Source organism: Phenylobacterium sp. LjRoot219, assembly GCF_964252995.1.
Taxonomy (GTDB): domain Bacteria; phylum Pseudomonadota; class Alphaproteobacteria; order Caulobacterales; family Caulobacteraceae; genus Phenylobacterium.
This window is the reverse complement of sequence record NZ_CAXUQI020000001.1, coordinates 893,023-919,741: the sequence shown is the minus strand read 5'-3', so window position 1 is coordinate 919,741 and position 26,719 is coordinate 893,023. Positions and strand designations below refer to the sequence as shown.

Genomic DNA, 26,719 nt, shown 5'->3' with positions numbered 1-26,719 from the left:
AGAACGCCCGCCGTCTCGGCGCCGCGCGCCGATCCACCTCCCCGGCTTCGCCGGGGAGGAGCGGGTCGCTGCTCCCCGGCTTGCGGGGGAGCTGTCAGCGAAGCTGACTGAGGGGGCGCACCTCCCGCCTCAGGTCGTCGCCGGCGGGGCGGCGGCGACGCGCCAGTCGGTGGCGGTCGCGGCGTACAGCTGCACCAGGTCGGCGAACCGCTGGCCTTCGGCCTGGATCAGCGCCCGGCGCGAGCGGCTGAACTGGCGCTGGGCGTCGGTGACCTGCAGCAGGGTGCCGCCGCCCAGCCGGTAGGCGGTCTGGGCGTTCTTGGCGTTGGCCTCGGACGCGGCGGTCGCGCGGCGCAGCGCGGCGACCGCCTGCTCGTCCGTGCCCAGCGCCGCCAGCACGTCGGAGACCTGCACGAAGGCGCGCAGAACGGTCTGGTCGTAGCGCGCCAGGGCGGCGCGGGCCTCGGCTTCGGCGGCGCGACGCTCCGCCTTCAGCGTGCCGCCGTGGAACACCGGGAAGCTCAGGGTCGGGCCGATCGCCCAGCCCGACGAGCCGTAGCGCGACAGGCTGTCGAGCTTGGTGGCGGTCTGGGCGAAGTTCCCGGTCAGGCTGATGCTCGGGTACTGGTTGGCCACCGCCACCCCCACCGCGGCGGTTCGCGCGTGCAGCTCCGCCTCGGCCATCAGGATGTCGGGCCGGCTGCGCACCAGATCCGACGGCAGGCTGACCGGGATGGCCGTCGGCCGGGTCAGCCGGGCGAGGTCGAACTCCGGCGCGGTCCATTCGGCCGGGGCCTTGCCGACCAGCAGCGCCAACTGGTGACGCGCCGCGTTCAGGTCGCGGCGCAGCGGCGGCAGCAGCGCCTCGTCCTCGGCCAGTTGCGCCTCGCCGCTGGTGATCGCCGAGGGGGCCTCGCCGCCGGCGCGCTCCGCCCGGCGCACCATGTCCAGCACCTGCCGGTCGTCGGCGATGACGTCTTCGACCGCGGCGATCTGGGCGCGCAGGCTGGCGATCCGCATCGCCTGCAGCGCGACATTGCCGGACAGCGTCAGATAGGCCGCGTCGGTCCGCCGTTCCTCGGTCTCGGCGCGGGCGCGGGCCTCCTCGGTGGCCCGGCGCTTCCCGCCGAACAGGTCGAGGTCGTAGTCCACCGAGCCGCCGACCGAGAACAGGTTCACGGTCGGGTTGGGGATGCCGGAAAAGCCGAGCGCCTGGATGTTGAAGCGCTCGCGCTGGGCGCTGCCGTCGATGTCGACCTGCGGCTGCTGCTCGCCGGCCACCGCCCGGGCCTGGGCGCGGGCGCGCTCCAGGGTGGCGACGGCTTCGGCCAGCGTCGGGCTGCCGGCCAGCGCCTGGCGGATGGTCGTGTCGAGTTCGGGCGAGCCGAAGGCCTGCCACCACGGGCCGGCGGTGCGCGCCTCAGGCGACAGCGCCACGCCCGGAGCCGGGGCGTCGCCCTTCATCGCATAGCCGGCCGCGACCGGCCCGGTCGGCGGGGCCGGGCGCTTGAAGTCCGGGCCGACGGTCGTGCAGGCGCCCAGCGCCAGCACCGAAGCGGCGGCGGTCAGACGCAGCAGGACCTTACTCGACGGCGACATGGATCGGCTCTCCCTGGCCCTTGCGCGGCGTCTTCAGAAGCAGAAGCAGCGGCATGCAGAGCAATGTGATGATGAACATGAGTGTGTAGTCGTCGATGTAGGCGATCATCATCGACTGACGGCTGATTTCCGCCTCGAGCGCGGCGAGCCCGCTCAACGAGGTCAGGCTGGCGCCGAGATCGGCCTGCACCACCGGATCGCTCGGCACGATGTGGGCGGCCAGCGAACTGTGCATGGTCTGGGCGTTGGCGGTCGCGAGCGCCTGCATCAGCGCGATGCCGACGCTGGAGCCCAGGTTGCGGACCAGGGTGTACATGGCCGAGGCTTCCGGCCGCAGGTGCGGGGCCAGCGTCGCGAAGGCCAGCACCGACAGCGGCACGAACATCAGGCCGGTGCCGAGCCCCTGGACGAAGCCGGAGAGCATCACCGGCCGGCCGCCCATCGACAGGTCGAAGTGCATCATCTGCCACAGCGCCCCGGCGCTGAGCGCCAGGCCGGCGAACAGGATCAGCCGGTTGTCGACGCGGCCGACCAGCCGCCCCACCGCCAGGGTGGCGACGAGCGACCCCAGCCCGCGCGGCATCATCACCAGCCCGGAGGTCATCACCGGATAGCCCAGCAGCCCCTGCAGCATCGGCGGCAGCAGCGCCATGGTGGAGAACAGCAGGATGCCGATGAAGAAGCCGAACAGCGTCGCGGTGACGAAGTTGCGGTCGCGCATCAAGGCGGCGTCGACGAAGGGGTTCTTCGCCGTCAGCATCTGCACGACGAAGATCCACAGGGCGATCGCCGCCAGCACCGCCCACATCCAGATCTCGGCCGACGAGAACCAGTCCTGCGTCGAGCCGCGGTCCAGCATCATCTGGAAGGCGGCGACGAACAGGGCGAGCATCGCATAGCCCATGAAGTCGAAGCGCTTGCGCCGCGCCGGCCGCTCGCCGGAGATGAAGATCCAGATGCCGACCAGGGCGATGATCCCGAGCGGCAGGTTGATGAAGAAGCACCACCGCCAGGAGAAGTTGTCGGTCAGCCAGCCGCCGAGCGTCGGCCCGAGGATCGGCCCGAGCAGGGTGCCGGCCCCGAAGATCGACATCGCCTGGCCGTGCCGCTCGGGCGGGTTGATGTCCAGCAGCTGCGCCTGGGCGAGCGGGATCAGCGGCGCGCCGAACACGCCCTGCAGCATGCGGAAGACGACGATCTCCGGCAGGCTCGAGGCGATGCCGCACAGCATCGAGGCGACCGTGAAGCCGCCGACCGCGATCAGGAACAGCCGCTTGCGGCCGAGGCGCTCGGTCAGCCAGCCGGTCAGCGGCGTCACGATCGCCGCCGCGACGATGTAGGAGGTGAGGACCCAGGTGATCTGGTCCGCGCTCGCCGAGACGCTGCCCTGGATGTGCGGCAGGGCGACGTTGGCGATGGTCGTGTCCAGCGCGCTCATCACCGTCGCCAGCATGATGCAGACGGTGATCGCGCGCCGGTTGGGAACCTCCGCCGCGTCGGCGATGCTCACGAGCGCCTCTTAGCCGGCGCGGGCGGGCGCGCGCACGTCGACCTTCACCTTGGCGGACAGTCCGGCGCGCGCAGCCATGCCGGGCGGCGGCTTGTCGAAGTCGATGCGCACCGGCAGGCGCTGCACGACCTTGACCCAGTTGCCGGTGGCGTTCTGCGCCGGCAGGGCGGAGAACGCCGAGCCGGTGCCCGGCGAGAAGCTCGCCACATGGCCGGTCAGATCGGCGTCCGGATAGGCGTCGACCTTGATCGAGACGGCCTGGCCGACCCGCATGTGGGCGAGCTGGTCTTCCTTGAAGTTGGCCTCGATCCACGGCGTGCCGGAGAGCAGCCAGAAGGCGGTCTGCGAGGCGTTCAGATAGGTGCCGACCGGCATCTGCTCGACCCGCGTCACGACGCCGTCCGACAGCGCATAGACGTCGGTGTAGGAGACGTTGAGCTTGGCCCGCTGCAGATTGGCCTGGGCCTGCATCACCGACGCGTTTTTGGCGAGCGGCCCGCTCGCGTCGCCGCCGAGGTTGGCGAGCGCCTGGGCGGCCTGCTGCTTGGCCCCGGCCAGCTGGGCGCGCGCCTGGGCGGCGTTGTGCACCGCCTGGGCGACCTGCTGTTGCGAGGCGACGCCGGCGGCGGCGAGGCGGCGCTGACGCGCCTCTTCCGAGGCCGAGTAGGTCGCCGTGGCCTCTGCGGCCTGCACGCTGGCCTGGGCCTGCTGGTAGGCGGCGCGCTGCGCCTGCACCTGCTGCTCGGCCTGGGCCAGTTGCGCGGCGGCGGCGGCCTGGTTGGCCTGGAAGTCGCGCGAGTCCAGCCGGAACAGCAGCGTGCCGCGCCGAACGACCTGGTTCTCCTTGACGTAGATGTCCGTCACCCGCCCGGCGATCGACGGCGCCACGGGCACCTTGGCGATCTGCACATAGGCGTTGTCGGTGGTCTCGAAGCGGCCGCCGGTCAGCACGAACCAGCCGACGATCAGCAGGATCACCAGCGGCCCGCCGAGGATCAGCGGCCACCGCATGCGACGCAGCAAGGTCTCGCGCTGCCCGAGCGCGCGGGCGTCGCTGCGAGCGTCGGTGAGGTCAGTCTGGTTCAACTGCGAGACCTTTTACTCAAGTCGCCAATGGGACCGCGGGCGAGCGCCTGAGGGGCGTCGCCGGCATCCGCATGTCAATTTGTGGATACGGCTGCCCGTGAGATGATCCAAATGATACCTTGTCACGAGATGAATGAACGGCATGCATCCAAATGCTGGACCTGAACCTCCTCCGCGTCTTTGACGTCATGCTCGAGGAGCGCAGCGTGACCCGCGCCGGCGCCCGGCTCGGCCTCACCCAGTCCGCCGTCAGCCATGCGCTGAACCGCCTGCGCTACGCCTTGAGCGACGAGCTGTTCGCCCGGGGTCCGAACGGCATGCATCCGACACCGCGGGCACTGGAGATGGGGCCCCAGGTCCACGCCGCGCTGATGCAGTTGCAGACAGCCATCGCCCCGGCGGATTTTTTGCCCGCCACCAGCGAACGGCGGTTCGTGGTCGCCTCCGGCAGCTACGCCTGCGCCGTGCTCGCGCCGCCGCTGGTCAGCCGGCTCGCCGAGCTGGCGCCCCTGACCGAGCTGGCGATCGGCCAGTACGCCGGCGACGTCTTCGACCGGCTGGACGCGCACCGGGTCGACTTCATCGTCGGCGGGGTGGTGACCGCGCCGCCGCGCTTCGTCCGCGAGGTGATCGCCAGCGAGCGCCTGGCCTGGCTGGTGCGCGCCGACCACCCGCTGGCCCAGCTCGACAAGGTGGAGCTCGAGGACCTGGTCTCGGTCCCGCATGTGGTCATCTCCGGCGCCGGCGACGACCAGCCGGATCGGCGCGGCGTGGTGATCCGCGCCAGCTGGGAGGACGCCGGGGCCTTCGAGACCGCGCTCGCCGCGCGCGGCCTGAACCGGCGGGTGGGGGTGAGCGTGCCCGACAGCTACTCGGCGATCGCCGTGGTCGCCCGCTCGGAGATGGCGACCCTGATCCCCCGCCGCCTGGCCCAGCTCTCGTCGGAGAGCGGCCGGCTGAAGCTGATCGAACCGCCCTACACCGCGCCGGCCGTGGACATCGGCCTGATCTACCTGCGCGAGCGTCTGGCGGAACCGGCCATCGCCTGGATGCGCGACCTGATCCGCACCGTCGCGGGCACGATCTAGGCCGGCTTCTGGGCCGCAGCGATCAGAGCGTCGTCGATCTCGGCCGCGCGGATCGCCGCCGGCCGCGTCTTCAGCGGGGCGACATAAGCCTCGAAAGCCGGCCGCTTCTCGATGGTGCCGAAGCCCATGCCCCAGATCAGATGGGCCCCGACGTAGAGGTCGGCGGCGCTGAAGCGGCCGCCGGCGAGGTGCTGGCGGCCGGCGACGGCCTGCTCCAGCGTATCCATCACATGGGCGTAGGAGCCGTAGCCGACCATCCGCTGCTGATCTGGGCTCGGCGCGACGCCGAGCGCGCGGTCGCCGACTGACGCTTCCACCGGGCCGGCGGCGAAGAACAGCCAGCGATAGTAGTCCCCGCGCGCATGGTCGCCCGGCGGCGGCGCCAGGCCGGCCTGCGGAAAGGCGTCGGCCAGATAGGCGCAGATCGCGGCGCACTCGGTGACCACCGTCGCGCCGTGCACCAACGCCGGCACCTTGCCCATCGGATTGATCGCCAGATAGGCCGGCGACTTCAGCCCGCTGGCGAAGTCGAGCACCTGGGTCGCGTAGGGCTGACCGACCTCCTCCAGCATCCACCGGACGATCCGGCCGCGCGACATCGGGTTGGTGTAGAAGACGAGCTCTTCGGCCATCGGCGGGGCTCCTGGGCTGGATGCGGGAGGCTAGCCTAGTCCCCGTGTCGAAGGTGTGTCACCCACCCCCGACGCCCCCTCCGTCTCGGCGCGTTCCGCGCCGATCCACCTCCCCCGCTTCGCAGGGGAGGAGCGGTCGCTGCTCCCCCGCGTGCGGGGGAGCTGTCAGCGAAGCTGACTGAGGGGGCGCTTTGCGCGAGCTACGCCCGCGCCACGTACCCGTCGACCACGGTCTCCAGCGCGGTCAGCGGCATCGCCCCGGAGAGCAGGCCGGCGTCGTGGAAGGCGCGGATGTCGAACTTCGGGCCGAGCGCCGTGCGGGTCTTTTCGCGCAGCCGCAGCCAGGTCAGCTTGCCGACCATGTAGCTGCAGGCCTGGCCCGGCCACACCGCGTAGCGCTCGATCTCGGTGGCGGTGCTGGAGCCCGGCTCGCCGTCGATCGCCGACATGGTGGCGATCGCCTTCTCGCGGCTCCAGCGCTTGGCGTGCAGGCCGGTGTCGACCACCAGCCGCGCGGCGCGGAACAGCGCCGCCTGCAGGTAGCCGATCTCGCCCAGCGGGTCGTCCTCGTAGACGCCCATCTCCTGAGCCAGCTGTTCGGCGTAGAGCGCCCAGCCCTCGCCGTAGGCCGAGTAGAAGGAGGCCCGCCGGATCATCGGCAGGTCGGCTTCCTGCTGCAGCGACAGCTGCATGTGATGGCCGGGGATCGCCTCGTGATAGGTCAGCGTCGGCAGGGTCCAGCGCGGCACCTCGGCGGTGTCGCGCAGGTTGATCCAGTAGATGCCGGGCCGCGAGCCGTCGAGGCTCGGGGTGTTGTAATAGCCGCCCGGCGCGCCGGCCTCGATGAACTTCGGCACCCGCTTGACCTCGACCGGGGCCTTGGGAAGCGTCGCGAACTGCTGCGGCAGCCGCACCTGCATCGCCCGCACCTGGGCGTTCAGGTCGGCGATCAGCTTCTCCTTGCCGGCGTCGGTGTTGGGGTACCAGTAGCGCTTGTCCTTGAAGAGGGCGGAGATGCGCTCGCCGACCGTCCCCTTGCTCATGCCGACCTTCTTCAGCAGCAGGTCGGCGCGGGCGGACAGCTCCCGCGCCTGCTCGAGGCCGATCTGGTGCACCTCGTCCGGGGTCATCTGGCTGGTCACGCCGACCTTCAGCGACAGGGCATAGTAGGCCTCGCCGTCGGGAAGCCGCCAGCAGCCGGCGTCATGCACCGCCTTCGGCCGCAGCTCCTGCATCAGCGCGACCTGCCGGCCGAGCGCCGGCATGACCTTGTCGGCGAAGATCCGCGCGGCCGGCCCGGCGTAGTCGCCGGCGACGCCCTTGGCCTTCGCCCGATCGGCGAGCGAGGTGACCAGCGGCGAGGCCTCCGGCGCGACCTGCAGCCCCTTCATCTGGGTCAGGGCCCGGTCGATCACGAAGTCCGGCGGGATCACGCCCAGGCCGACGTCGCGGCGGGCGCGCTCGGTCTCCTGGTCCATGATCGTGGCGAACGCCTCCAGCCGGGCGAGATAGGCGTCGGCGTCGGCCTTGGTCTCGATGCCGTGCTGGGTGGCCAGGAAGCTCGGCACGGTCTGGTAGGCGCCGGTGAGCTGGCTCAGCACATAGGGCGCGCCGCCGCCCTGCAGCCCGTAGGCGAACCGGCGATCCGCCTCGGCTGTCGTCTCCAGGCCGAAGATCACCGAGTCGTAGTTCACCGCCGGCATGCCGCTGAGCTGGGCCCGGTCGATCGCCTGCAGCCGCTTGAGCTGGTCGGCGTTCAGCGCCCGCATGTGCTCCAGGTGGGCCAGCGACGGGTCGTCCAGTTGCGACTTGGCCGCGGCGTGCTCGCCGCTGTCGAGGCCCAGGCTGGTGACCAGCTGCGGGCTCTCCTGCAGGGCTTCGGCGAACAGGCGGTCGAGCTCGGTCGTGAGCTGCGCCGCCGGGTTCGGGGCCGGCGGGGCGGGCGGCGGCGGCGCGCTGGGGGCCGGCGGCGGCTCGGCCGTGGCGCAACCGGCCAGGACCAGCGACCCGGCCGTCAGAAGCAGATTGCGGCGGCTCAGCACGGCGCGGCTCCATGTTACATATTGTGACGCTTTGGATTACGACCGCCGTCGACCTCGTGGCAAGGCTTCGCCCCCGCCCAGGCGGTGAATTCGCAGTAGTGCGGGGCTAACCGCCGCCCTCAGGCCTGTTCCGCCACCGCGACCGCCGCCGGCGCCTGCAGCCGCCGACGGAACAGCGAGAACAGCCGCTCCCAGTGCCGCTCGGCCGCGGCTAGGTCGTAGACCGGACGCTCGGGGAAGGCGAAGCCATGGTGGGCGCCGGCGTAGATCTCGACCTCGGTGGGCGGCCCATAGGCCTTCGCCGCCTGCTCCAGCGGCTCGGCCAGCTCGACCGGCGACCAGTCGTCGTGCTCGGCGCAGGCGAAGTAGAACTCGGCGGTCGCCCGCTGCAGGATCAGGTGCGGGCTGTCGTCCTGGTCGGTGACCAGCTTCACCCCGTAGATCGAGGCGGCCGCGCCGATCCGCTCGGGGTGCCGCGCGGCGAAGTTCACCGCGTACTGGCCGCTCATGCAGTAGCCGATGCAGCCGGCCAGCCCGGGGCTCGCGGCCGGATCGCGGTCGGCGTAGTCGAGCAGCGCCTCAGCGTCCTCCATCACCGCCGGCGTGGCCAGCGTGCTCATCAGCTCGTAGACCTCCTCGCGCGCCTGCGAGGTCGGCAGCGAGGTCAGGTGCGGCATCTCCTCGACGCCGGCCCGGTAATAGAGGTTGGGCAGCATCACGTAGTAGCCGACGCTCGCCAGCCGGCGGGCCATGCCGCGCAGCTCCTCGCGCACCCCCGGCGCGTCCATGAAGACGATCACCAGCGGATGCGGGCCGTCACGCTCCGGATGCGCGATGAAGGTGCTCGCCGCGCCGGCGGGAGTGGGAATATCGACCGTCTGCTCGATCATCGTCGTCTCCTCGCCCGGCCCACACAAAACGCGCTTTTGAGCGTGGCAACGAAAAGACGGCGGTTTGGATGCGCGAACTCGCGCTCAGCGATCGCGGCGTTGCTCGATCACGTTCAGCCGGCGGACGGTCAGTTCGTCGACGACCAGCCGCTTGATCCGCACGTGGCCCACCACCAGCCGGCCGATCGCCAGCGCGCCGATGGCCACAGCGCCGATGGCCACGGCGCCGAGCGCCAGCGAGCCCACCGCAGCCGCGCCGACGGCGCCCGCGGCCCAGGCGGCGGCCGGCGTGCGCCGGCGGGCGACGACCGGCTCAGCCATGGCGTTCGCCGCGCCGTTCGGCCAGCGCCGCGCGCACCTGCGCCAGCACGCTGGTCCAGTCGCCGGCCGCCGGCTGGCGGAACTGGCGCACCGAGGGATACCAGGGGGTCTCGTCGCTATCGTGCGGCCAGCGCCAGTCGCCGACGTGCGACAGCAGCACCCAGCAGTCCTTGCCCATGGCGCCGGCCAGGTGCGCGACCGCCGTATCCACGGTGAGCACCAGGTCCAGGCCGTCGATGATCCGGGCGGTGGCTTCGAGGTCGCGCGCGCCGGTGTCCTCGGGGGCCAGGCTGACCACGCCCGGCCAGCTCAACACCTCGGCGGCCAGGGCGTCGGGCAGCGAGCGGCGTTTGTCGTTGGTGTGGATCGGATTGCCCTTGCCGACGAAACCGACGCCCGAGCCGCCCGGGCGGCTCGGCAGATAGGGCGCGCCGGGGACCGAGTTCAGCGTCACCGCCAGGCGGCCGGGCAGCGAGCCGGCCAGGATCCAGGCGTCGTGCCGCGGAATGTCGATGCTGCCCTGCGCGGCGATCACCTTGACGCCGAGCGACGCGAACAGCCGCGTCAGCGGCGGCAGGCAGACCAGGGTGACCTCGATGCCGCGGGCCTGCAGCACCGGGATGAACCGGGCGAACATGATCTGGTCGCCCAGGCCCTGCTCCGGCAGCACCAGCAGCGAGCGGATCGGCTCGCCGCGCCATTCGGCGAAGCTCAGCCGCTGGTTCCAGTCGAGCCGCGCCCGACGATCGTCGTAGAGCGGCCAGGCCTCCAGGTAGCGGCCCTGCCGCAGCAGCAGGAAGGCCAGGTGCCAATGCAGGTGCGGGTCGCCCGGGCGCCGGGCCAGGGTCTCGCGCAGCAACGGCTCGACCTCGTCGGGCCGCCCGAGCTCTTGCAGCAGCACCGCCAGGTTGGCCGCGCCGATCGCCGAGGGGAGGACCTTCAGCAGGTTGCGATAGAGCTGCTCGGCCTGCGCGAACCGCCCCTCCGCCGTGGCCTCCATGGCCATGCCGACGATGTCGGCTTCGGTGAGCGGCTTCTGGGCGGCGGCGCTGGTTTCGGACACGTCGGATTCGCCCTGACTCGTGGAATAGAGCCGCGATCTTTGAAGGCGGGGGCCTTCGAAGACAAGCGTCAGCGCCGCGGCGGAACGCCCTTCGCGGGCCTAGGCCGCCTTCTGCAGTTCCTGCTTCACCCGCTCGGCCAGGGTCTTAATGTCGATCGGCTTGGGCAGGAAGGAGACGTTGGTCTCGCCTTCCAGCAGGTCCGAGAACTCGCTCTCGGCATAGCCGGAGATGAACATCACCGGGGCCTCGCCGAGGTAGCAGCGGGCCGCCTTCAGGAGATCCGGCCCCTGCATGCCGGGCATCACCACGTCGGAGATCATCAGGTCGATCTCGCCGGCGTGGGCCTCGGCCAGCTCCAGGGCCTCCTCGCCGCTGGCCGCCTCGATCACCTCGTAGCCGCGGGCGCGCAGCAGCTTGGCGGCGACGCCGCGGACGGCGTCCTCGTCCTCGACGAACAGGATCCGGCCGGCGCCGGAGAGGTCGCGGGCGACCGCCCGCTTCGGCTGGGCCGGAGCCGGAGCGGCGGCTGCCATCGCCGGCTGGTGGTGCACCGGCAGGAAGATGCGGAAGGCGGTGCCTTCGCCGACGACGCTGTGCAGGTGGATGAAGCCGTCGGCCTGCTTGACGATGCCGTAGACGGTGGCCAGCCCCAGGCCGGTCCCCTCGCCCACCGGCTTGGTAGTGAAGAAGGGCTCGAAGATCTTGTCGCGGATCTCCGGCGCGATGCCGGGACCGTCGTCGGCGACCTCGATCAGCGCCTGCTCGCCCTGGGCGCCCGGATAGCCCATCTGGACGGCCTGCTCCTGGGTCAGGCGACCAGTGCGGATGGTCACCTGGCCGCCGCCGTGGGCGCGCACCGCGTCGCGGGCGTTCACCGCCAGGTTCATCACCGCGGTCTCCAGCTGGCTGCGGTCGATGCGCACCTGCGGCAGGTTGCGGCCGTACTCGGTGGCGAGCTTGACGTCCTCGTAGAGCACGCGGCGCAGCAGCACCTCGAACTCGCTGATCAACTCGCCGAGGTCGAGGATCTCGCGCTGCACCGTCTGCTTGCGCGAGAAGGCCAGCAGCTTGCGCACCAGGTCGGCGGCGCGGGCCGAGGTCTGGCGGATCTCGTTCAACCCCTCGTAGGAGGGATCGCCGACCGGGTGGCGCGAGGCCAGCACGTCGAGCTGCATGAAGATCGCAGTGAGCAGGTTGTTGAAGTCGTGCGCGACGCCGCCGGCCAGCTGGCCGATCGCCTGCATCTTCTGGCTCTGCGCCAGCTGCAGCTCGATCTGCTTCTGCTCGGAGACGTCGACCAGATAGGCGACCCAGCGGCCGTCGGTGCGCGACAGGTAGAGGTGGGCGATGCGCGCCGGGTCGTGGGCCAGGCGCACCTCCAGCGGGGCCGCGCCGGCGGTGCCGGCGGCCAGCCGCTGGGCGGCGTCGGCGCGGCTCGCGGGCTCGATCAGCGCGCCGAACGCCTGGCCGGGCTCGCCGCCGCCGGCCACCGCCTTGAGCGCCGGGTTGGCCTCGACGATGACCGCGGCGAACGGGTCCTCGCCGTCCAGCAGGGCGGCGCCGAACGGCGAGGCCGCGGCGAAGGCGTCCAGCACCTTCGGCGGCGGCGCGCCGGCGGACGAAAACGCGGTGATCACCTCCAGCGCCGCGGCCGGCAGCGCCAGCGCGCCGCCGGGCTCGCCGGCCAGACGGACCAGGAAGCGGCGCGCGCCGAACGGCGTGACCACGGCGCTCCGCTCCGCGCCGCCCAGCCGCAGCGACGCGCGGGCCGGCTCGCCGCGGCGGGCGGCGGCCAGCGCCGCGAACAGGCTGGCGGCGGCGGTCCCGGTCTTCGGCAGGCGCGGCGCGGCGCCGACGCTCTCGCGCCAGGCGCGGTTCATCGCCTGCAGCCGGCCGTCGGCGGCGACCAGGGCGGCGGCCTCGTCGAGCGCCTCGATCAGCCGCTCCGGCGCAAGCTCGGGATCGGCCGCCGGCTCGGCCGAACCGCGCAGCACGAACAGGCCAAGGCAGGCGACGCCGGCCAGCCCCGCGAGCAGCATCAGCGTGGCCAGCAGAACCGGGCTGGAGTGCATCGCCACCCAGGCGGTGAAGCCGACGGCGAGCAGGAAGAAGCCCACCGCCGCGGCGGTCAGCGCGTCGGATCTGCGGCGTTTGCTGCTGTTGGACTTGGGCTCGGCCATCGTCGCGCGCGCAAAGCCCCCTTGCGAAATCCCAGGCCCTGCGACCGGGCTCAGCGAATCGGTCATGGCAATTGTCTCACAGCGGGCGCGCCGTCGCACGGCGGCGGCTTTGCTTCATGATAAAGCCGATGATCTTGGCCACGGCTTGGTAGTGGGCGGGCGGGATCACGTCGTCGATCTCGACCGCGGCGTAGAGGGCGCGGGCCAACGGCGGGTCTTCGATGACCGGCACGCCGGCCTCCCGGGCGACGTCGCGGATCTTCAGGGCGATGGCGTCCATCCCCTTGGCGACGCACAGCGGGGCGTCGTCCTCGCCCTGCACGTACTTCAGCGCGACGGCGTAGTGGGTCGGGTTCATCACCACCATGGTGGCGTTCGGCACGGCCTGCATCATCCTCCGGCGCGAACGCTCGGCGCGGATCTGCTTCTGCCGCGCCTTCACGTGCGGGTCGCCTTCGGTGTTCTTGAACTCTTCCTTCAGCTCCTCCTTGCTCATCCGCATGCGCGCCATGAAGCGCTGCTTCTGGATGAACCAGTCGGCGCCGGTGATCACCAGCAGCAGGCCGAGCACCGCGAACACCAGCCGGCGAAGGATGTCGGCCAGGAAGGGCAGGATGGCCGCCGGCTCCAGCGTGGCCAGCTGCCGCATCTCCACCATGTGCGGCTTGAGGATCCACCAGGCCAGGACGCCGACGACGGCCACCTTCACCAACGACTTGGCGAACTGGATCAGCCCGTCCAGGCCGAAGATCCGCTTCAGCCCCTGCATCGGCGAGAGCTTGCTGAAGTCGAGCTTCATCTTGTCGGGCGTGAACATCAGCCCGGTCTGCGCCAGATGCCCCGCCGCCCCGGCGAAGCCCGCCGCGAGCAGCACCATCAGCACCACCGGCAGCGCCGCCATCAGCACATGGCGGGCGACCGTCATGCCGCCGATCCCCTGCAGCGGGATCGAGTCCGGATGGGCGATGAACGGCAACAGCTGGGTGGCGAGGTTGCGGCAGATCCAGCCGCCGGAGACCGCCAGCACGCTGACCGCCGCGGCCAGCGAGGCGAGCTGCGGCAGCTCCATGGTCTTGGCGACATCGCCCTTTTCCCGCGCCTGCTGGAGCCGATGCGGTGTCGGCTCCTCTGTGCGGGAGGCGGCTTCTTTATCGTCAGCCATGCCGCTACCCGAAGACCTTCACCAGCTCGCGGTAGCGATCGATGAAGACCATGCCGATCACGCCCAGGCTGAGGGCGAAGACCGACAGGCTGGTCAGCACCAGCAGCGGCGAGGCGACGAAGAAGACCTGGAACTGCGGCATCACCCGTCCGACCAGGCCGGTGGCGATGTTGAAGATGAAGGCGAACACCAGCACCGGCGCGGACAGCTGCACGCCCAGCGCGAACGACTTGCCGACCGTCTGCACCGCCAGCAGCCCGGCGTCCCCCACCGGCACGACCTTGTGGAACGGGAACAGGGTGTAGGAGCGGACGATCGCGCTCAGGAACATGTGGTGCAGGTTGGTGGCGAAGATCAGCACCAGCGCCAGCAAGGTCAGGAAGGTGCCGAGCGTCGTCGACGGCGCCGCCTGGCCGGGGTTGGCGGTCTGGGCGAACGACAGGGTAGTCTGGATCGAGACGATCTCGCCGGTCACCGCCAGGGCGTTCATGAAGATCCGCAGGATCGCGCCGATCATCAGCCCGATCAGCGCCTCCTTGATCACCGCCCCGGCCAGCTCGGCCGAGGTGCCCGGCAGCGCAGGCGCGCCGACGCTCAGCACCGGAAACAGCGCGATCGTCATGACGAAGGCCAGCGACAGCCGGATCCGGGCCGGGATGAAGGTCTCGCCGATGCCGGGAACCAGCATGACGATCGCTGCCAACCGGGCGAAGACCAGGCCGCCCACGAAGACCTGCTGGGCGGTGGCGTAGCTCTCCATGCGCGGGGCGCGGCCTACATCGCCGCGATGCGGGCGGCGATGTTGCGCATGAAGCCGCTCATCAGCGCGCCCATCAGCGGCAGGAACACCAGGAGCGAGACGAACACCGCGACAATCTTCGGCGCGAACACCAGGGTCTGCTCCTGCACCTGGGTCAGCGCCTGCACCAGGCCGATGCCCACGCCCACCACCAGACCGACGATCAGCACCGGCGCGGACAGCTGGATGGTGAGCCAGATGGCGTCGCGGCCAACATCCAGAACCTCGGCGCCGTTCATCCCATCGTCCCTTTCTGAGCCTGCGGAATCGCCTGTGAGGCGGGCTTTGAAGGTCGGCGGGATATGGTTAACGAACGGCTACTTTCGTTAACGAAGCCGGCAAGAATTGCCGAGAGAGCATCGAACAGAGCTCGTCATCCCGGACGGCCTGCAAGGCCGATCCGGGATGACGGGAGGAGGAGTGGACTACAGCCCCAACTCCCGCTCCAGCGCCCGCGCCGCCTGCGCCGGCGTGACCTTGCCGGCGTCGCGGTCGACGCTGAAGTTGGCCGCGCGCATCGCCTCGACGGGGATCTTGCCGATCAGCGGCGCCAGCGCCTGCCGCAGCCGTTCGTCGCCAGCCCGCTTCGGCGCGATGAGCACCACCGCGTCGTAGGGCGGGATCGCGCCTTTCGGGTCGCTCAGCACCACCAGCCGGTCGGCGGCGATGCGGCCGTCGGAGGAGAAGGCGCTGATCACGTCGACGTCGCCGCCGAGGAGCGCGCGGTACATGAAGGTCGGCTGGTAGGACCGCTTGGTCTTGAAGCGCAGGCCGTAGGCGGCTTCCAGCGCGCGCCACTCCGGCCGGACCAGGAACTCGAGGTCGGCCCCCAGCGTCAGGCCCGGCGCGCGGGCGGCGAGGTCGGCGATCGAGGCGACGCCCAGCGCCTGCGCCCGGTCCGTCCGCATCGCCAGCGCATAGGCGTTCTCGAACCCCAGCGAGCCCAGCACCTCCACGCCGTCGCGGCGCTTCAGCTCGGCGGTCAGCTCGCGCAGCACCGCCGCGCGCCCGGGATTGTCGGTGCGCTGAAGGACGTTGGTCCACAGCGTCCCGGAATAGTCGACGTAGACGTCAAGCTCGCCGGCCGCGAGCGCCCTGTAAGCGACCGCCGAGCCCAGCCCCTGCTTCAGCTGCGTGCTGGCGCCCTCGCGCTGCAGCCGCCCGGCGATGAGCTCAGCCAGGATGTACTGCTCGGAGAAGTTCTTCGCCCCGACCACATAGGCCGGACGGCCGCCGGCCAAGGCCAGCGGCGACAGCGCCGCGGCGACGCCCAGCGCCAGGCCGAGCGCCCCGACCAACAGGCGCAGGCGGCTGCGGGTGCGGATGCCGGCCTCGATCAGCCCCAACAGCTGGTCGGCGACCAGCGCCAGGGCCGCGGCGGCGGCGCAGCCGACAAGCACGTCGACCCAATTCTCGGTCTGCAGTCCGGAGAAGATGTAGTTGCCGAGGCTGGTCTGGCCGACCGGCGTCGACAGCGTCGCCGCGCCGATGGTCCAGACCGCGGCGGTGCGGACGCCCGCCATGATCACCGGCGCGGCCAGCGGCAGCTCGACCTGCCAGAGCCGCTGGCGCGAGGTCATGCCGACGCCGTCCGCCGCCGCCGTCACCGCCGGATCGACGCCCAGCACCCCGGCCGTCGCGGTGCGCAGGATCGGCAGCACCGAATAGAGGGTCAGCGCCAGCAGCGCCGGCAGGAAGCCGAGCGCCGAGAAGCTCTGGCCGAACAGCCGCGCGCTCAGCGCCGACAGCGCCAGCAGCAGCGGGTAGAACAGCGCCAGCAGCGCCAGGCTGGGGATCGTCTGGACGAGCCCCGCGCCGGCCAGCAGCGGCCAGCGCAGGCGCGGGCTGCGGCTGGCCGCGATCGCCAGCGGCAGGCTGATCGCCACCCCGAGCGCCAGCGCCGCCGCCGACAGCGCCACGTGCCAGGCGAGGTATTCGGGCAGCAGCGCCAGGGCGGCGCTCAGGCGGGGACTCACGGCCGCGCCCCGTCCAGCCGGGCGCGCAGCCGCTCGGCCTGCCGGCGCGGGGCCTCGAGCAGGGCCCGCACGTCGGGATCCTGGGTCTCGGCGAGCAACGCGGCCGGCGCGCCGTCGCCGACGATCCTGCCGCTGCTCAGCACCACCAGCCGATCGGCCAGCAGCACGGCCTCGGCCATGTCGTGGGTGACCATCACCGTAGTCAGGCCGAGCCGTTCGTGCAGCGCGCGGTAGTCGGCCCCGAGCGTATCGCGGGTCACCGGGTCGAGCGCGCCGAGCGGCTCGTCCATCAGCACGGTGGCCGGCTCGGCGGCGAGCGCACGGGCGACGCCGACCCGCTGGCGCTGGCCGCCGGACAACTCGGCCGGCAACCGCCCGGCCATCGCCGGCGGCAGGTCGACTAGGCCGAGCAGCGTCTCGACCCGGGCGGCGATCCGCGCCTTGTCCCAGCCCAGCAGCTTCGGGGTGACGGCGATGTTCTGGCCGACCGTCAGGTGCGGAAAGAGGCCGATCTCCTGGAACACGTAGCCGATCCGCCGGCGCAACGCGTAGGCCGGGCCTTCGTGCACCTCATGGCCGTCGATGCGAATCCGTCCGGCGTCCGGCTCGATCAGCCGGTTGAGGGTCTTCAGGAGCGTGGTCTTGCCGGCCCCGGAGGGCCCGACCAGAGCGACGAACTGGCCGCGCGGGATCTGCAGCGACACGCCGTCGAGCGCGGCCTCGGCGCCGTAGCGCTTCGCCACCTGCTCGAGCTCGATCATCGGAGCGGCCATGGCGCAGGTTAACACGGCGGAGGCGCAGTGGTTGCGCTGCGTCACCGCCCTCGCCCCCGCTCTTCCCCGCGAAAGCGGCGACCCAGGTGTTTTTCGTTACCCAGCGACCGCCGCCCTCGGCTCATCAGACAAAAAAGCCTGGATCCCCGCTTTCGCGGGGACGAGCGGAAACGAGGGACGCGCCGCCGTCAGATCGGCATGCGCATGATTTCCTGGTAGGCGCTGATCACCTGGTCGCGCACCGCCATGACCGTCTCCAGACTGGTCTCGGCGGCGGAGATGGCGGTCACCACGTCGACCAGTTCGGCCTTGCCCTGCACCTGGGCGGCCATCTGCGACTCGGCCTTGCGCGACGCCTGCACCGCGTCGGTCATCGCCGACTTCAGGACGTCGGCGAAGCCGCCGACGCCGGAGGCCTCGCCGGCGCCGGACATGCCGCCGGCGACGTTGGCGACCTTCTGCACATCGGCGTAGGCCTTGGCGGCCGAGAGCGCGGTGATCATCGGCTAGCTCCTACTTGCGCAGCAGTTCGAGGGTGCGCGTGTCCATCGCGCGCGCCGTCTCGATGACGTTGAGGTTGGCCTCGTAGGCGCGCTGCGCCTCCTTCATGTCGAGCGCTTCGATCAGCGGATCGACGTTGGGCTCCTTCACGTAGCCCTGGGCGTTGGCGCCGGGATTGCCAGGCTCGTAGGAGGTCTTGAAGTCGGTCTGGTCCGGCTCGACCCGGGCCATGGCGACGCCGTTGGCGCCCGACACCTTGGTCGGCTGGAACACCGGCACCTGCCGCCGGTAGGGGTCGCCGCCGGGCGTGCGCGAGGTGGAGTTCGAGTTCGCCAGGTTCTCGGCGATGATCCGCATCCGCGCCTGTTGAGCGCGCAGCGCCGAGGCGGCGATCGACTGGGTGATTCCCGTGGAGGACTTCACGTCGGCCATCTAACTCGCTCCTGCGCCTAGCGGCCCGGCGCCCGCGTCGCCAGACGCAGGAGGCCGAGGGATTTCTGGTAGAAGCCGATCGCCGCGTCGTAATTCATCCGCGCGTCGGACAGCTTCATCATCTGCTCCTCCAGCACCACCGAGTTGCCGTCGAGGCTGGTCTCTGAGTCGCGCTGGGTAACCGGGTTCCAGCCGGAAACGGCGCCGCCCTGGCTGCGCGACAGCGGGATGTGGCCCGGGTGGGTCACCGAGGCCGCGCTGCGCGCCTGGGCCTGCATCTGCGCCTGAAAGCTGAACGGTTTGAGGTCCTTAGGCGCAAAGCCGGGGGTGTCGGAATTGGCGACGTTCTCGGCGACCACCTGCTGGCGCTGGGAGAGATACCCCAGGCGGCCGCGCAGCATGGCGAACAGAGGAATCTGCGAGAGGTCCATGCGGAACATGGTGAATAAACAGGGTTAATCAGCGCTTAATCGACTCGGGCCAGCGTGCGATGGAGCTTCCCTCCTCACACGCAGAAGCGCTTATGAATCTTGCTGATTTCGCCCGCGCGGTGTTCGCGCTCGCGTTAACCCTGGGCTTGATGGGCCTGTGCGCGGCGGCGCTGCGCCGGTTCGGCCCCGACGCCCTGGCCCGCTTCGGGGCTTCCAAGAAAGAACGCCGGCTGGCGATCGTCGAGACCCTGGTGCTCGACCCTTCGCGGCGGCTGGTGCTGGTCTCCTGCGACGGCCGCGAGCGGCTGCTGCTGCTGGGCGAAGGCCGACTGCTGGACGCTCCGGCCGGTGCGGAGCGGGCGTGATGCGTCAGCTGCTGAAAGCGGTCGGCGGCCTGCCGGCCGAGGACTGGCGCCGCGCCGCGGGCCTGGCGGCCCTGATCACCCTGGCCAGCCTGGTATTCCCGGCCGTCGCCGCGGCCCAGGCGGTGAACATCAACCTCGGCACCGGCGCCGGCCTGACCGAACGCGTGGTCCAGTTGATCGGGCTGATGACGGTGCTGTCGCTGGCCCCGTCGATCGTCATCATGACCACCTCGTTCGTACGGATCGTGGTGGTGCTGAGCCTGCTGCGCACCGCGCTTGGCCTGCAGCAGAGCCCGCCGAACTCGGTGATCATCTCGCTGGCGCTGTTTTTGACCGCCATCGTCATGGGCCCGACCCTGGAGCAGTCCTACCAGCAGGGCGTGAAGCCACTGCTCAACAAGCAGATGGAGCTGCCGCAGGCGTTCGACGCCGCCGGCGCGCCGGTGAAGCGCTTCATGCTGAGCCAGGTCGGGGCCGACGACCTGGCGCTGTTCGTCCGCCTCTCGAAGATCCCCCGCCCGGCGACCGCCGCCGACACCCCGCTGCGCGTCGTCACCCCGGCCTTCATGATCTCCGAGCTGAAGCGCGCCTTCGAGATCGGCTTCCTGCTGTTCGTGCCGTTCCTGGTCATCGACCTGGTGGTCGCCAGCGTGCTGATGAGCATGGGCATGATGATGCTGCCGCCGGTGACCGTGTCGCTGCCGTTCAAGCTGATCTTCTTCGTGCTGGTCGACGGCTGGCGACTGGTCTGCGGCAGCCTGGTCGAGAGCTTCATCCCGAAGTGAGTAAGCGGGGGCAGGCCCCCGCCTCCTTTCATCCGTCATGGCCCGGCTTGTCCGGGCCATCCAGCCCAAAGCGCCGGCCACAGCTGTGGTCGATCGGCATTGGGATGGGTCGCCCGGACAAGCCGGGCGATGACGGAGCTATTTTGGAGGCTATCCCCGCGCCGGGCCGGCGGCGTCCGCCTGGGCCTGCTTGGCCGCGGCGGCGGGCTTGCCGGGGCCGACCGGCGGGCGGGCGGTCTTGAAGCGGGTCTTCATCTTGGCGACCCAGCCGGCGAAGGTCTCGTTGTCGGCGGAGACCCGGCCGAAGTCGGCGACGCTCAGCCGGCCGAGCGGCTCGCCGGACAGGGCGACGCGCAGCGCCTCGGGATTGTGCGCCTGCTCGTAGAAACCCTGGTAGCGCTGCTCCAGCCGGGCGAGCGCGGCGTCGTCGCCGGCCAGGCTGTAGGCGACGCCGGCGCGCAGCAGCTTGCCTTCCTCCTCGGCGGAGAGCGGCTCGGCGTTCTTGAACCGCTCGCCGAGCGCCTTCTCGAACAGCGGGCCGGCGGTCGCCCAGTCCTTCTGCTTCCAGGTGATCTCGCCGCGCAGGTCCTGGGCGTCGCGCGAGACGTCCTTGCCGAGGATCTCCAGCGCCGAGTCGAAGCGGCCGAGCCCGGTCCAGGCGCGCGCCTCGACCAGCCGGCGCTCGGCGGCCAGCGGGGTCGGCAGCACCGTGGTGCGCGAGGCGTTGATCGCCTGCAGCGCCTGCTCGGGCTTGCGGTCCATCAGGTAGATCACCGCCAGGTCGGTCGCGACCTGGGCCCGCGGCACGCCGTCCAGGCGGTTCTCGGCCTGGTACTTCAGCAGTTGGGCGGCCTGCGGCAGCAGGTCGACGTCGACCAGCCGGCGGACCAGCTTGCGGACCATCAGGTCGCCGTCGGCGCCCAGCGGGGTCAGCTCCTTGAAGTCGTAGAACAGCGCCAGCGCCTGGACCGGCTCCAGGCCGTCGGCCATGCCGTCGAGGAACAGCGCCCGGAAGCCGGCGGCGAGGTCGGCCTGCAACTGCACCGCTTCCGGCTGGTTCGGCTGCCGGCCGCCGCTCGAGCGCAGCGCCTCGAGCGCCTCGCGGTAGCGGCCCTGGGCCAGATAGAGCTGGCCGAGCGCGCGGATCGTCTCCAGCTCGGTCGCGTCGCCGCGCCAGCGGTAGCGCAGGTTGTCGTAGACCACCGAGGCCTGCACCGGGGTGATCGCCCCCTGCTCCAGCCGGATCTGGGTGGCGCGCAGCAGCGCCGGCGCCGACAGCGACTCCAGCGGCGCACGGCTGATCGCCTGATAGATGCGCAGCGCCCGGTCCTTGTGGCCGAGCAGTTCGACGACCCGGGCCTGCACCAGCCGGGTGGCCAGCTCCTCCAGCGGATCGACCTTCTCGGCCAGCGCCAGCCCGACCCGCGTCTCGGCGGCCATCAGGTCGCCCAGCCGCAGCGAGGCTTCGGCGTCGGCCCGGGCGAAGCGCGCCCTCCAGGTCGGCGGGAACAGGGCGTAGGCCTCCGCCCCCTTGGCGAACTGGCTGCGGACCTCGGTCCACCGCGCCTGCTTGCCGGCGATGTAGGCGCGCCACAGCGCCGCCGACGGGTCCTCGACCAGCGCCGGCGCGGAGAAGTCCGCCTCGGCCTCCTGGTAGCGCCGGGCCATCACCCGCGCTGCGCCGCGCAGGCCGCGGAACTCAGCGTTGTCCATCAGCTCCGGATGGGCGCGGGCGGCGGCGTTGAGCACGCCGATCGCCTCGAACGACAGCTCGGAGCCGACCAGGAAGCGCGCCAGCGCCATCCGCGCGGCGACCGGGCCGTCGCGGTCGCGGACCCCGGATTCCACGGTCGCCGCGGCGAGCAGGGCGTTGTAGCGCGCGAGGAAGCCGCCCTCGCCGGTCTTCGCCCAGTGCTCGGAGTCGATCAGCGCCGGCATCGCCGCCGGCTGCGGCGCGCCCAGGCTGTCCTGCTCGCGCCGCTGCGAGGCCCAGGCCGCCGACAAGGTCAGGCCGCCGGGCCGGCTCAGGCGGACAATGTCGCCCTCGCGCTGGACGGCGAGGTCGTCGACCCGCGGCTGGATCGCCAGGCCCTGGACCGACGGCAGGAAGGCCAGGTGCACGTAGTCGCGCCGCGAGGCGAGCCCCTTGGCGGGGCCGAGCGCGGTGACCACCGTCAGGGTGTCGCCGGCGTCGGCGTCCGGCAGGCGGATCACCCGGGTCGCGCCGGCGACCGGCGCCTTCAGCGCCGGCTGGGCGCTGTCGCCATCGCGCTGCAGCCGCACGACGGTCGGCTGGCTCTGCTGGCCCGGGCCGAGCGCGATGGTCCAGGTCGCCCCTTCGGCGACCGCGAACAGCGGCACGCCGCGCGCGCCGGCGATGCGGATCGCCGAATAGTCGGTCCCGCGGAACGCCTGGATCGCGCCGAACTGGCCGACGCCGCGCGGGGCCTTGGAGATGTCGAGGTCGGCGGCGGCGTCGAACACCACCCAGATCGCGTCACCGCGACGGAACACCGCCGCGCCGGCCGGGTTGGCCCAGGCAAAGCTCAGCTGCACCTGGCCGGCGACGACCTTGGAATCCATCCGCACCACGCCGCCGGCGGGCGTCGGATTGGGCCGGGGCGGTTCGGGCTCGGCTGGCCCGGTGATCACTTCGGCGGTCTGGACCGCGCCCGCCTCCGGCTTGGCGTAGACGTTGACGAAGGTCGCCCCGTCGGCGACGCCCACCTTGGCGTCGGCGTCGTCGGCCAGGGTCAGCACCAGTTCCAGCCGGCCGCCGACATGGCGCTTCTCGGCGGTCTTGATCCAGCGCGGCGGCGCGGTCCGCAGGCGGGCGATGTCGGGATCGGCGTCGCGGCCGAAGCGGAAGGTGATGGTCTGGCCGTCGCGCGTGGTCTGCGCCTGGCCGCCCTTGCCTCGCCAATGGAACTCGACGCGCGAGAAGCTCTCGGCCTGGGCGACATGGACGTCGAGCGGCCCGTGCGCGGCCGGGGCCGCCTGCGGACCGACCGCGCCGGCGGGCGCAGCGAGGCTGGCGATGCAGACCGCCGCGACGCTCGAACGCAGGGCCTGGCGCAGGCTCACAGGCGTCAGCCGGCCTTGGCCGCCGGCGCGGCGGCAGCGGCGGGCGCGCGCTTGGCGGCGGGGGCCGGGGCGGCGGCCTGCTTGGCCGGGGTCCTGCCGGCGGCGGCCTTCGCGGCGGCCGGGTCGGCCGGCGGGTTCGCCACGGCGGCGGCGTTGGCGGCGATGGAGCGGGCCTCGGTGAAGCGCTTGGCCAGGTTCTCGGTCAGCTTCTTGGCTTCCGCCGGCGGCATCTGGGCGATGATCGCCGAGAGCGCGCGCTCCTTCATCTTGGCCGCGATCGGCAGCCGCACGGCGTCGTCGAGCAGCACCATGCGCGGCGCGGCGTCCTTCGGCTTCATGCCCTCGAACACCTTCACCAGACGGTCGATCTCGCCCGCCTCCTTCTGGTCGGCCTGGGTCAGCAGCCCCTGGACCTCGGCCTTCAGGGCGTTCAGCGCATTGACCTTGGCGTCGAGCTTGGCCTCGGCGGCGGCCATCAGCGCGAGCTGGGTCTCCAGGTCGTTCTCGCGCTGGTCGAGCTGACCGCGGCGCGCGCCCAGGCTCTGCAGGACCTGCAGTTCGGCCGGCGAGAGGCCGGCCTCCTTGGCGAGCTCGGCGGCGGTCGGCGCGCAGCCCGGCTTGGGCGGCGCGGCGGGCGCCAGCCCCGGCACGCCGGTGGCGGCCGCGTCGGTCGCATTGCCGGTCGCGGCGGCCTCGCCCTTGGCGTCGCCCTCCTTGCCGGACTTGTCGGTCTTGGCCGCGCCCTCGGCGAACGCCTTGGCGCCGGACAGCAGGTCCGGCAGCTCGCGGGCGCCGGCCAGGGCGTTGATCGCCAGCACGCCGCCGGCGGCGACGCCGATCAGCGGCAGGATGCGCGGGACGGATTTCATCGGCGGGCTCCCCGCAGGTTGGGCTCGGGGGCCGGGTCGTCGAACAGGTCGTCTTCGAAGGCGGGCTTGGGTCGGGCGGCCGGTTCGCGATGTGCCAGCCGTTCGGGCCGGGCGCGGGCTTCGCGGGCGGCGGCCAGCAAGGCGCCGAGACGGCGCTCCTGGGCGAGGTCGGGATCGGCCGGCGGCTCGCGGCGCGACGCGACGGCGGGGGCGTCCTGCACCAGCTTCTCGAGCTTGGCGGCGAGCGCCCGGCCCTTCTCGATGCGGTCGGACAGCAGGTCGACGGCCTCGTCGGTGGCCGCGCGCAGATCGGCCAGCCCCTGCTCGGCGCGGCCGGCGGCGGTGTTCAGCTCGCGCACCGCCACGGCGAAGCCCTCGTGGCTCTCGCGCAGCGTCTTCAGCCGGCGGTTCAGCCGCCAGCCCATCGCCAGCGCGGCCATCAGCAAGAGGGCCAGCAGAACGTTCATCGCCAGGCTGACGAGGCTCATGGGAACCTCTGCAGGGCTTGCCGCGCGTTGGGGGCCAGCGGCGCCTCGACGCGCACGGCGATATGCGCGTTGCGCCGGCCCATGCGTCCGCGGGTGAGCGGGATCGCGCCGGCCTTCAACTGGATCAGGCTGTCAGGCGTGGCGTTCAGCATCATGGTGTCGCCGACCTTGAGGTTCAGGACGTCGCTGAGGCTGAGCTGCTGCTCGTCGAGCACCGCGCGCACCTCGACGTTGGTGGTCCAGAGCTCGGTCGCCAGGTGGCCTTCCCAGATGTTGTCGCGCCCGAACTTCTCGCCCATGAACTGCTGCAGCAGCATTTTCCGGATCGGCTCGAGCGTCGCGTAGGGCAACAGGAGCTCGATTCTGCCGCCGCGGTCTTCCATGTCGATGCGGAGCTTGACGAGGATGGCGGCGTTCGCCGGACGCACGATGGCGGCGAATCGCGGGTTGGTCTCCAGCCGGTCGAGGGTGAAGTTGACCGGTGTCAGCGGCTCGAACGCCTCGGCGGCGTCGTTCAGCACCACCTCGACCATCCGCTGCACCAGCATCCGTTCGATGGTGGTGTAGGGCCGGCCCTCGATGCGCATCGCCGCGGTGCCGCGGCGGCCGCCCAGCAGCACGTCGACGATCGAATAGATCAGGTTGGAGTCGACCGTCATCAGGCCGAAGTTGTTCAGCTGCTCGGCGCGGAACACCGACAGGATGGCCGGCAGCGGGATCGAGTTCAGATAGTCGCCGAAGCGGATCGACGAGATGTTGTCGAGGCTGACCTCGACGTTGTCCGAAGTGAAGTTGCGCAAGGACGTCGTCATCAGCCGCACCAGGCGGTCGAAGACGATCTCGAGCATCGGCAGGCGCTCGTAGGAGACCAGCGCCGAGTTGATGATGGCGCGGATGCCGGTCCGCTCTTCGGCCTCGTCGTCGGAGAAGTCGAAGCCAAGCAGGCTGTCGATTTCGTCCTGGTTGAGGATCCGCTCGGCGGCGAGCCCGTCGCCGGACGGCGCCGGAGCGCCGCCGCTGGAAGCCCAATCGTTCTTGTCGTTCTCGTCGGCCATGCGCGCGAAGCCCAACCGGCGCCTTTAGGGGCGCTAGTTGATGAGCATCTCCTCGATCAGCACCGCATTGGCCTTGGAGGGCGCGATGACCAGGTTCACCCGCCGCAGGATCTCCATCCGCAGCTGATAGGAGCCCTGGCTGCCGGAGAGGTCCTCGGGCCGCAGCTCCCGCAGGAAGGTCTGGAACATGTCCTGCAGCCTCGGCATGCTCGGCCCGAGCTCGTCGACCGCGTGCTGGTCGGGCATCTCCAGGGTCAGCTTCAGCTTCAGGAAGGTCGGCCGCCCGTCGGCGGTCTGCATGTTCACGACGATGTCCGGCAGGGTGACGAACAGCACCCCGTCCGGTCCCTCGCGGACCTGGGGCGCGCCCTTCTCGCCTTCCTTGCCCTTGCCGTGCTCTTCCTTGCCCTTCTTCTTTTCCTTGGGCTTTTCGGCGTGCGCGCCGTCCTTCGGCTGCATCAGCAGAAAGGCCGCGGTCCCGCCGCCGCCGAGCACCAGCACGCCAGCGGCGGCGGCGATGAGGATCAGCTTAAGCGGGGGCTTCTTCTTAGCCCCGCCGCCTTCGTTGCCCTCGGCGTCCGCCTCATCCGGCGACGCTTCCTTGACCTTGGCCTCGGCCACGCGCGCGTTCCTTAGAATCTTATTCTCGTCTCAATCGCGCCGATTTGGTTAAGAAGCGGTTCTTAACCGAGTTTAACGGGCGGTCAGACCTGCCCGGCAGTTTTCGCCGGGTGGCCGCCGTTAACTATTTTAGTGTCTGGAATTCCTTGGGTTTTCGGCCTGGCCCGCTGCTTGCAGCGAGGGGGCCGTAACGTCACCGCCGGGACCCCAAGGTCTTAATGGAAAACGCCCTCTACGTCGCCCTGTCGCGCCAGATGGTCCTGCGTCGCCAGATGGACATTGTGGCGAACAACATCGCCAACGCCGACACTGCCGGCTTCAAGGTCGAGTCGCTGATCGAGAAGACCGACCCGGCCGCGCCGGCGGTCACCATGGGCGGTCCGCAGCCGGTGAAGTTCGTCAGCGCCGACGGCGTCGCCCGCGACTTCGGCCAGGGCGCGCTGCGCCGCACCGACGCGCCGCTGGACCTGGCGCTCGAAGGCAAGGGCTTCTTCCAGGTGTCGGGCGCGGACGGCCCGCGCTACACCCGCGACGGCCGCTTCACGCTGGACGAGACCGGCCGGCTGGTCACCCAGGGCGGCCTGGCGGTGCTGGGCGACGGCGGCGGCGAAATCACCCTGGACCCGGCCGAGGGCCAGCTCAGCGTCGGCGAGGACGGCACCCTCACCCAGGGGACAACCCGGGTCGGCAAGCTCGGCCTGGTCACCTTCGGCACGCTCGCCACCCTCGAGAAGGCCGGCGACAACCTCTACCGCAACACCTCCAACCAGCAGCCGCAGGCCGCCGAAGGCGCGCGCGTGCGCCAGGGCATGCTGGAGGGCTCGAACGTCCAGCCGATCGTCGAGATGACCCGGATGATCGAGGTCAGCCGGGCCTACGAGTCGATGGCCCGGATCATGGATTCCACCGCCGAACTTTCGAAGACCGCCGTGCAGCGCATGGGCCGGGTCCAGTAGGAGACTGAAC

Annotated in this window: 26 protein-coding genes; 4 read left to right on the top strand and 22 right to left on the bottom strand. The window is 71.3% G+C overall.

The genetic code is table 11. The features are described from left to right. Window positions 1–129 precede the first annotated feature (129 nt). Genes ACSQ14_RS04540 through ACSQ14_RS04530 form a run of 3 tightly spaced genes read right to left on the bottom strand, consistent with a single transcriptional unit; the run spans window position 130 to window position 4,195 of the window. Window positions 130–1,599: an efflux transporter outer membrane subunit gene (locus tag ACSQ14_RS04540; RefSeq protein ID WP_436010167.1), complete on the bottom strand. Its 1,470-nt coding sequence runs from the start codon at window positions 1,597–1,599 to the stop codon at window positions 130–132. After that, window positions 1,583–3,109, bottom strand: a complete 1,527-nt coding sequence (locus ACSQ14_RS04535) for a DHA2 family efflux MFS transporter permease subunit (RefSeq protein ID WP_436010165.1) — start codon at window positions 3,107–3,109, stop codon at window positions 1,583–1,585. Before ACSQ14_RS04535 ends, ACSQ14_RS04540 begins: the two co-directional genes overlap by 17 nt. Before the next feature lie 9 nt (window positions 3,110–3,118). Next, on the bottom strand, window positions 3,119–4,195 hold the full coding sequence (locus ACSQ14_RS04530) for an HlyD family secretion protein (RefSeq protein ID WP_436010163.1): 1,077 nt from the start codon (window positions 4,193–4,195) through the stop codon (window positions 3,119–3,121). A gap of 152 nt (window positions 4,196–4,347) precedes the next feature. Here ACSQ14_RS04530 and ACSQ14_RS04525 point away from each other — a divergent pair, with 152 nt between their 5' ends. Next, complete coding sequence (locus ACSQ14_RS04525) at window positions 4,348–5,283, top strand: LysR family transcriptional regulator (protein ID WP_436010161.1); 936 nt, start codon at window positions 4,348–4,350, stop codon at window positions 5,281–5,283. On the opposite strand, the gene ACSQ14_RS04520 is transcribed toward ACSQ14_RS04525, so the two are convergent. The 14 genes from ACSQ14_RS04520 to flgB all read right to left on the bottom strand — a co-directional run bounded on the left by ACSQ14_RS04520 (window position 5,280) and on the right by flgB (window position 18,486). After that, a complete protein-coding gene (locus ACSQ14_RS04520; protein ID WP_436010157.1) occupies window positions 5,280–5,915 on the bottom strand; it encodes a glutathione S-transferase family protein in 636 nt (211 codons plus the stop codon). The genes ACSQ14_RS04525 and ACSQ14_RS04520 overlap by 4 nt on opposite strands. A gap of 200 nt (window positions 5,916–6,115) precedes the next feature. Further along, the gene (locus ACSQ14_RS04515) at window positions 6,116–7,957 is read right to left on the bottom strand and encodes a DUF885 domain-containing protein (RefSeq protein ID WP_436010155.1); all 1,842 of its coding nucleotides are present in this window, start codon (window positions 7,955–7,957) and stop codon (window positions 6,116–6,118) included. 119 nt (window positions 7,958–8,076) lie between these two features. Next, window positions 8,077–8,847 (bottom strand): dienelactone hydrolase family protein, encoded by a 771-nt coding sequence (locus ACSQ14_RS04510; RefSeq protein ID WP_436010153.1) that lies wholly within the window; start codon window positions 8,845–8,847, stop codon window positions 8,077–8,079. A gap of 84 nt (window positions 8,848–8,931) precedes the next feature. Next, complete coding sequence (locus ACSQ14_RS04505; RefSeq protein ID WP_436010151.1) at window positions 8,932–9,168, bottom strand: hypothetical protein; 237 nt, start codon at window positions 9,166–9,168, stop codon at window positions 8,932–8,934. Beyond that, complete coding sequence (locus ACSQ14_RS04500; RefSeq protein WP_436010149.1) at window positions 9,161–10,231, bottom strand: hypothetical protein; 1,071 nt, start codon at window positions 10,229–10,231, stop codon at window positions 9,161–9,163. Before ACSQ14_RS04500 ends, ACSQ14_RS04505 begins: the two co-directional genes overlap by 8 nt. Window positions 10,232–10,330: 99 nt before the next feature. After that, the gene (cckA, locus tag ACSQ14_RS04495; RefSeq protein WP_436015355.1) at window positions 10,331–12,412 is read right to left on the bottom strand and encodes a cell cycle histidine kinase CckA; all 2,082 of its coding nucleotides are present in this window, start codon (window positions 12,410–12,412) and stop codon (window positions 10,331–10,333) included. A gap of 76 nt (window positions 12,413–12,488) precedes the next feature. Continuing rightward, the gene (gene flhB, locus ACSQ14_RS04490) at window positions 12,489–13,574 is read right to left on the bottom strand and encodes a flagellar biosynthesis protein FlhB (RefSeq protein WP_436010147.1); all 1,086 of its coding nucleotides are present in this window, start codon (window positions 13,572–13,574) and stop codon (window positions 12,489–12,491) included. A 4-nt stretch (window positions 13,575–13,578) separates the two neighbouring features. Next, window positions 13,579–14,334 carry a flagellar biosynthetic protein FliR gene (gene fliR / locus ACSQ14_RS04485; RefSeq protein ID WP_436010145.1) on the bottom strand — a complete coding sequence of 252 codons (756 nt, stop codon included), beginning with the start codon at window positions 14,332–14,334 and terminating at the stop codon, window positions 13,579–13,581. Window positions 14,335–14,348: 14 nt separating this feature from the next. Then, complete coding sequence (gene fliQ / locus ACSQ14_RS04480) at window positions 14,349–14,612, bottom strand: flagellar biosynthesis protein FliQ (protein WP_436010143.1); 264 nt, start codon at window positions 14,610–14,612, stop codon at window positions 14,349–14,351. 186 nt (window positions 14,613–14,798) lie between these two features. Continuing rightward, window positions 14,799–16,349 (bottom strand): glycine betaine ABC transporter substrate-binding protein, encoded by a 1,551-nt coding sequence (locus ACSQ14_RS04475; protein WP_436010141.1) that lies wholly within the window; start codon window positions 16,347–16,349, stop codon window positions 14,799–14,801. Continuing rightward, a complete protein-coding gene (locus ACSQ14_RS04470; protein ID WP_436010139.1) occupies window positions 16,346–17,122 on the bottom strand; it encodes an ATP-binding cassette domain-containing protein in 777 nt (258 codons plus the stop codon). The genes ACSQ14_RS04475 and ACSQ14_RS04470 overlap by 4 nt, the downstream gene beginning before the upstream one ends. A 188-nt stretch (window positions 17,123–17,310) precedes the next feature. Then, entirely contained in the window at window positions 17,311–17,625 is a 315-nt protein-coding gene (fliE, locus tag ACSQ14_RS04465) for a flagellar hook-basal body complex protein FliE (RefSeq protein WP_436010137.1), read from the bottom strand. Window positions 17,626–17,635: 10 nt separating this feature from the next. After that, on the bottom strand, window positions 17,636–18,055 hold the full coding sequence (flgC, locus tag ACSQ14_RS04460; protein ID WP_436010135.1) for a flagellar basal body rod protein FlgC: 420 nt from the start codon (window positions 18,053–18,055) through the stop codon (window positions 17,636–17,638). Between the two features lie 17 nt (window positions 18,056–18,072). After that, a complete protein-coding gene (gene flgB / locus ACSQ14_RS04455; RefSeq protein WP_436010133.1) occupies window positions 18,073–18,486 on the bottom strand; it encodes a flagellar basal body rod protein FlgB in 414 nt (137 codons plus the stop codon). 92 nt (window positions 18,487–18,578) lie between these two features. Here flgB and ACSQ14_RS04450 point away from each other — a divergent pair, with 92 nt between their 5' ends. Both ACSQ14_RS04450 and fliP read left to right on the top strand, forming a co-directional pair. After that, on the top strand, window positions 18,579–18,851 hold the full coding sequence (locus ACSQ14_RS04450; protein WP_436010131.1) for a flagellar biosynthetic protein FliO: 273 nt from the start codon (window positions 18,579–18,581) through the stop codon (window positions 18,849–18,851). Further along, window positions 18,848–19,636: a flagellar type III secretion system pore protein FliP gene (gene fliP, locus ACSQ14_RS04445; protein ID WP_436010129.1), complete on the top strand. Its 789-nt coding sequence runs from the start codon at window positions 18,848–18,850 to the stop codon at window positions 19,634–19,636. Before ACSQ14_RS04450 ends, fliP begins: the two co-directional genes overlap by 4 nt. Before the next feature lie 150 nt (window positions 19,637–19,786). On the opposite strand, the gene ACSQ14_RS04440 is transcribed toward fliP, so the two are convergent. The 5 genes from ACSQ14_RS04440 to ACSQ14_RS04420 are packed head-to-tail and all read right to left on the bottom strand — an operon-like array spanning window position 19,787 to window position 25,753. Then, window positions 19,787–22,720: an endoglucanase gene (locus tag ACSQ14_RS04440; protein ID WP_436010127.1), complete on the bottom strand. Its 2,934-nt coding sequence runs from the start codon at window positions 22,718–22,720 to the stop codon at window positions 19,787–19,789. 5 nt (window positions 22,721–22,725) lie between these two features. After that, window positions 22,726–23,589, bottom strand: coding sequence for a MotE family protein (locus ACSQ14_RS04435; protein WP_436010125.1), 864 nt, complete (start codon window positions 23,587–23,589; stop codon window positions 22,726–22,728). Continuing rightward, window positions 23,586–24,077 carry a DUF6468 domain-containing protein gene (locus tag ACSQ14_RS04430; RefSeq protein WP_436010123.1) on the bottom strand — a complete coding sequence of 164 codons (492 nt, stop codon included), beginning with the start codon at window positions 24,075–24,077 and terminating at the stop codon, window positions 23,586–23,588. The genes ACSQ14_RS04435 and ACSQ14_RS04430 overlap by 4 nt, the downstream gene beginning before the upstream one ends. Further along, complete coding sequence (fliM, locus tag ACSQ14_RS04425) at window positions 24,074–25,132, bottom strand: flagellar motor switch protein FliM (protein ID WP_436010121.1); 1,059 nt, start codon at window positions 25,130–25,132, stop codon at window positions 24,074–24,076. The genes ACSQ14_RS04430 and fliM overlap by 4 nt, the downstream gene beginning before the upstream one ends. A 33-nt stretch (window positions 25,133–25,165) precedes the next feature. After that, window positions 25,166–25,753, bottom strand: a complete 588-nt coding sequence (locus ACSQ14_RS04420; RefSeq protein WP_436010119.1) for a flagellar basal body-associated FliL family protein — start codon at window positions 25,751–25,753, stop codon at window positions 25,166–25,168. A gap of 218 nt (window positions 25,754–25,971) precedes the next feature. Between ACSQ14_RS04420 and flgF the strand changes: the two genes are divergently transcribed. Beyond that, entirely contained in the window at window positions 25,972–26,709 is a 738-nt protein-coding gene (gene flgF, locus ACSQ14_RS04415) for a flagellar basal-body rod protein FlgF (protein ID WP_436010117.1), read from the top strand. Window positions 26,710–26,719 lie beyond the last annotated feature (10 nt).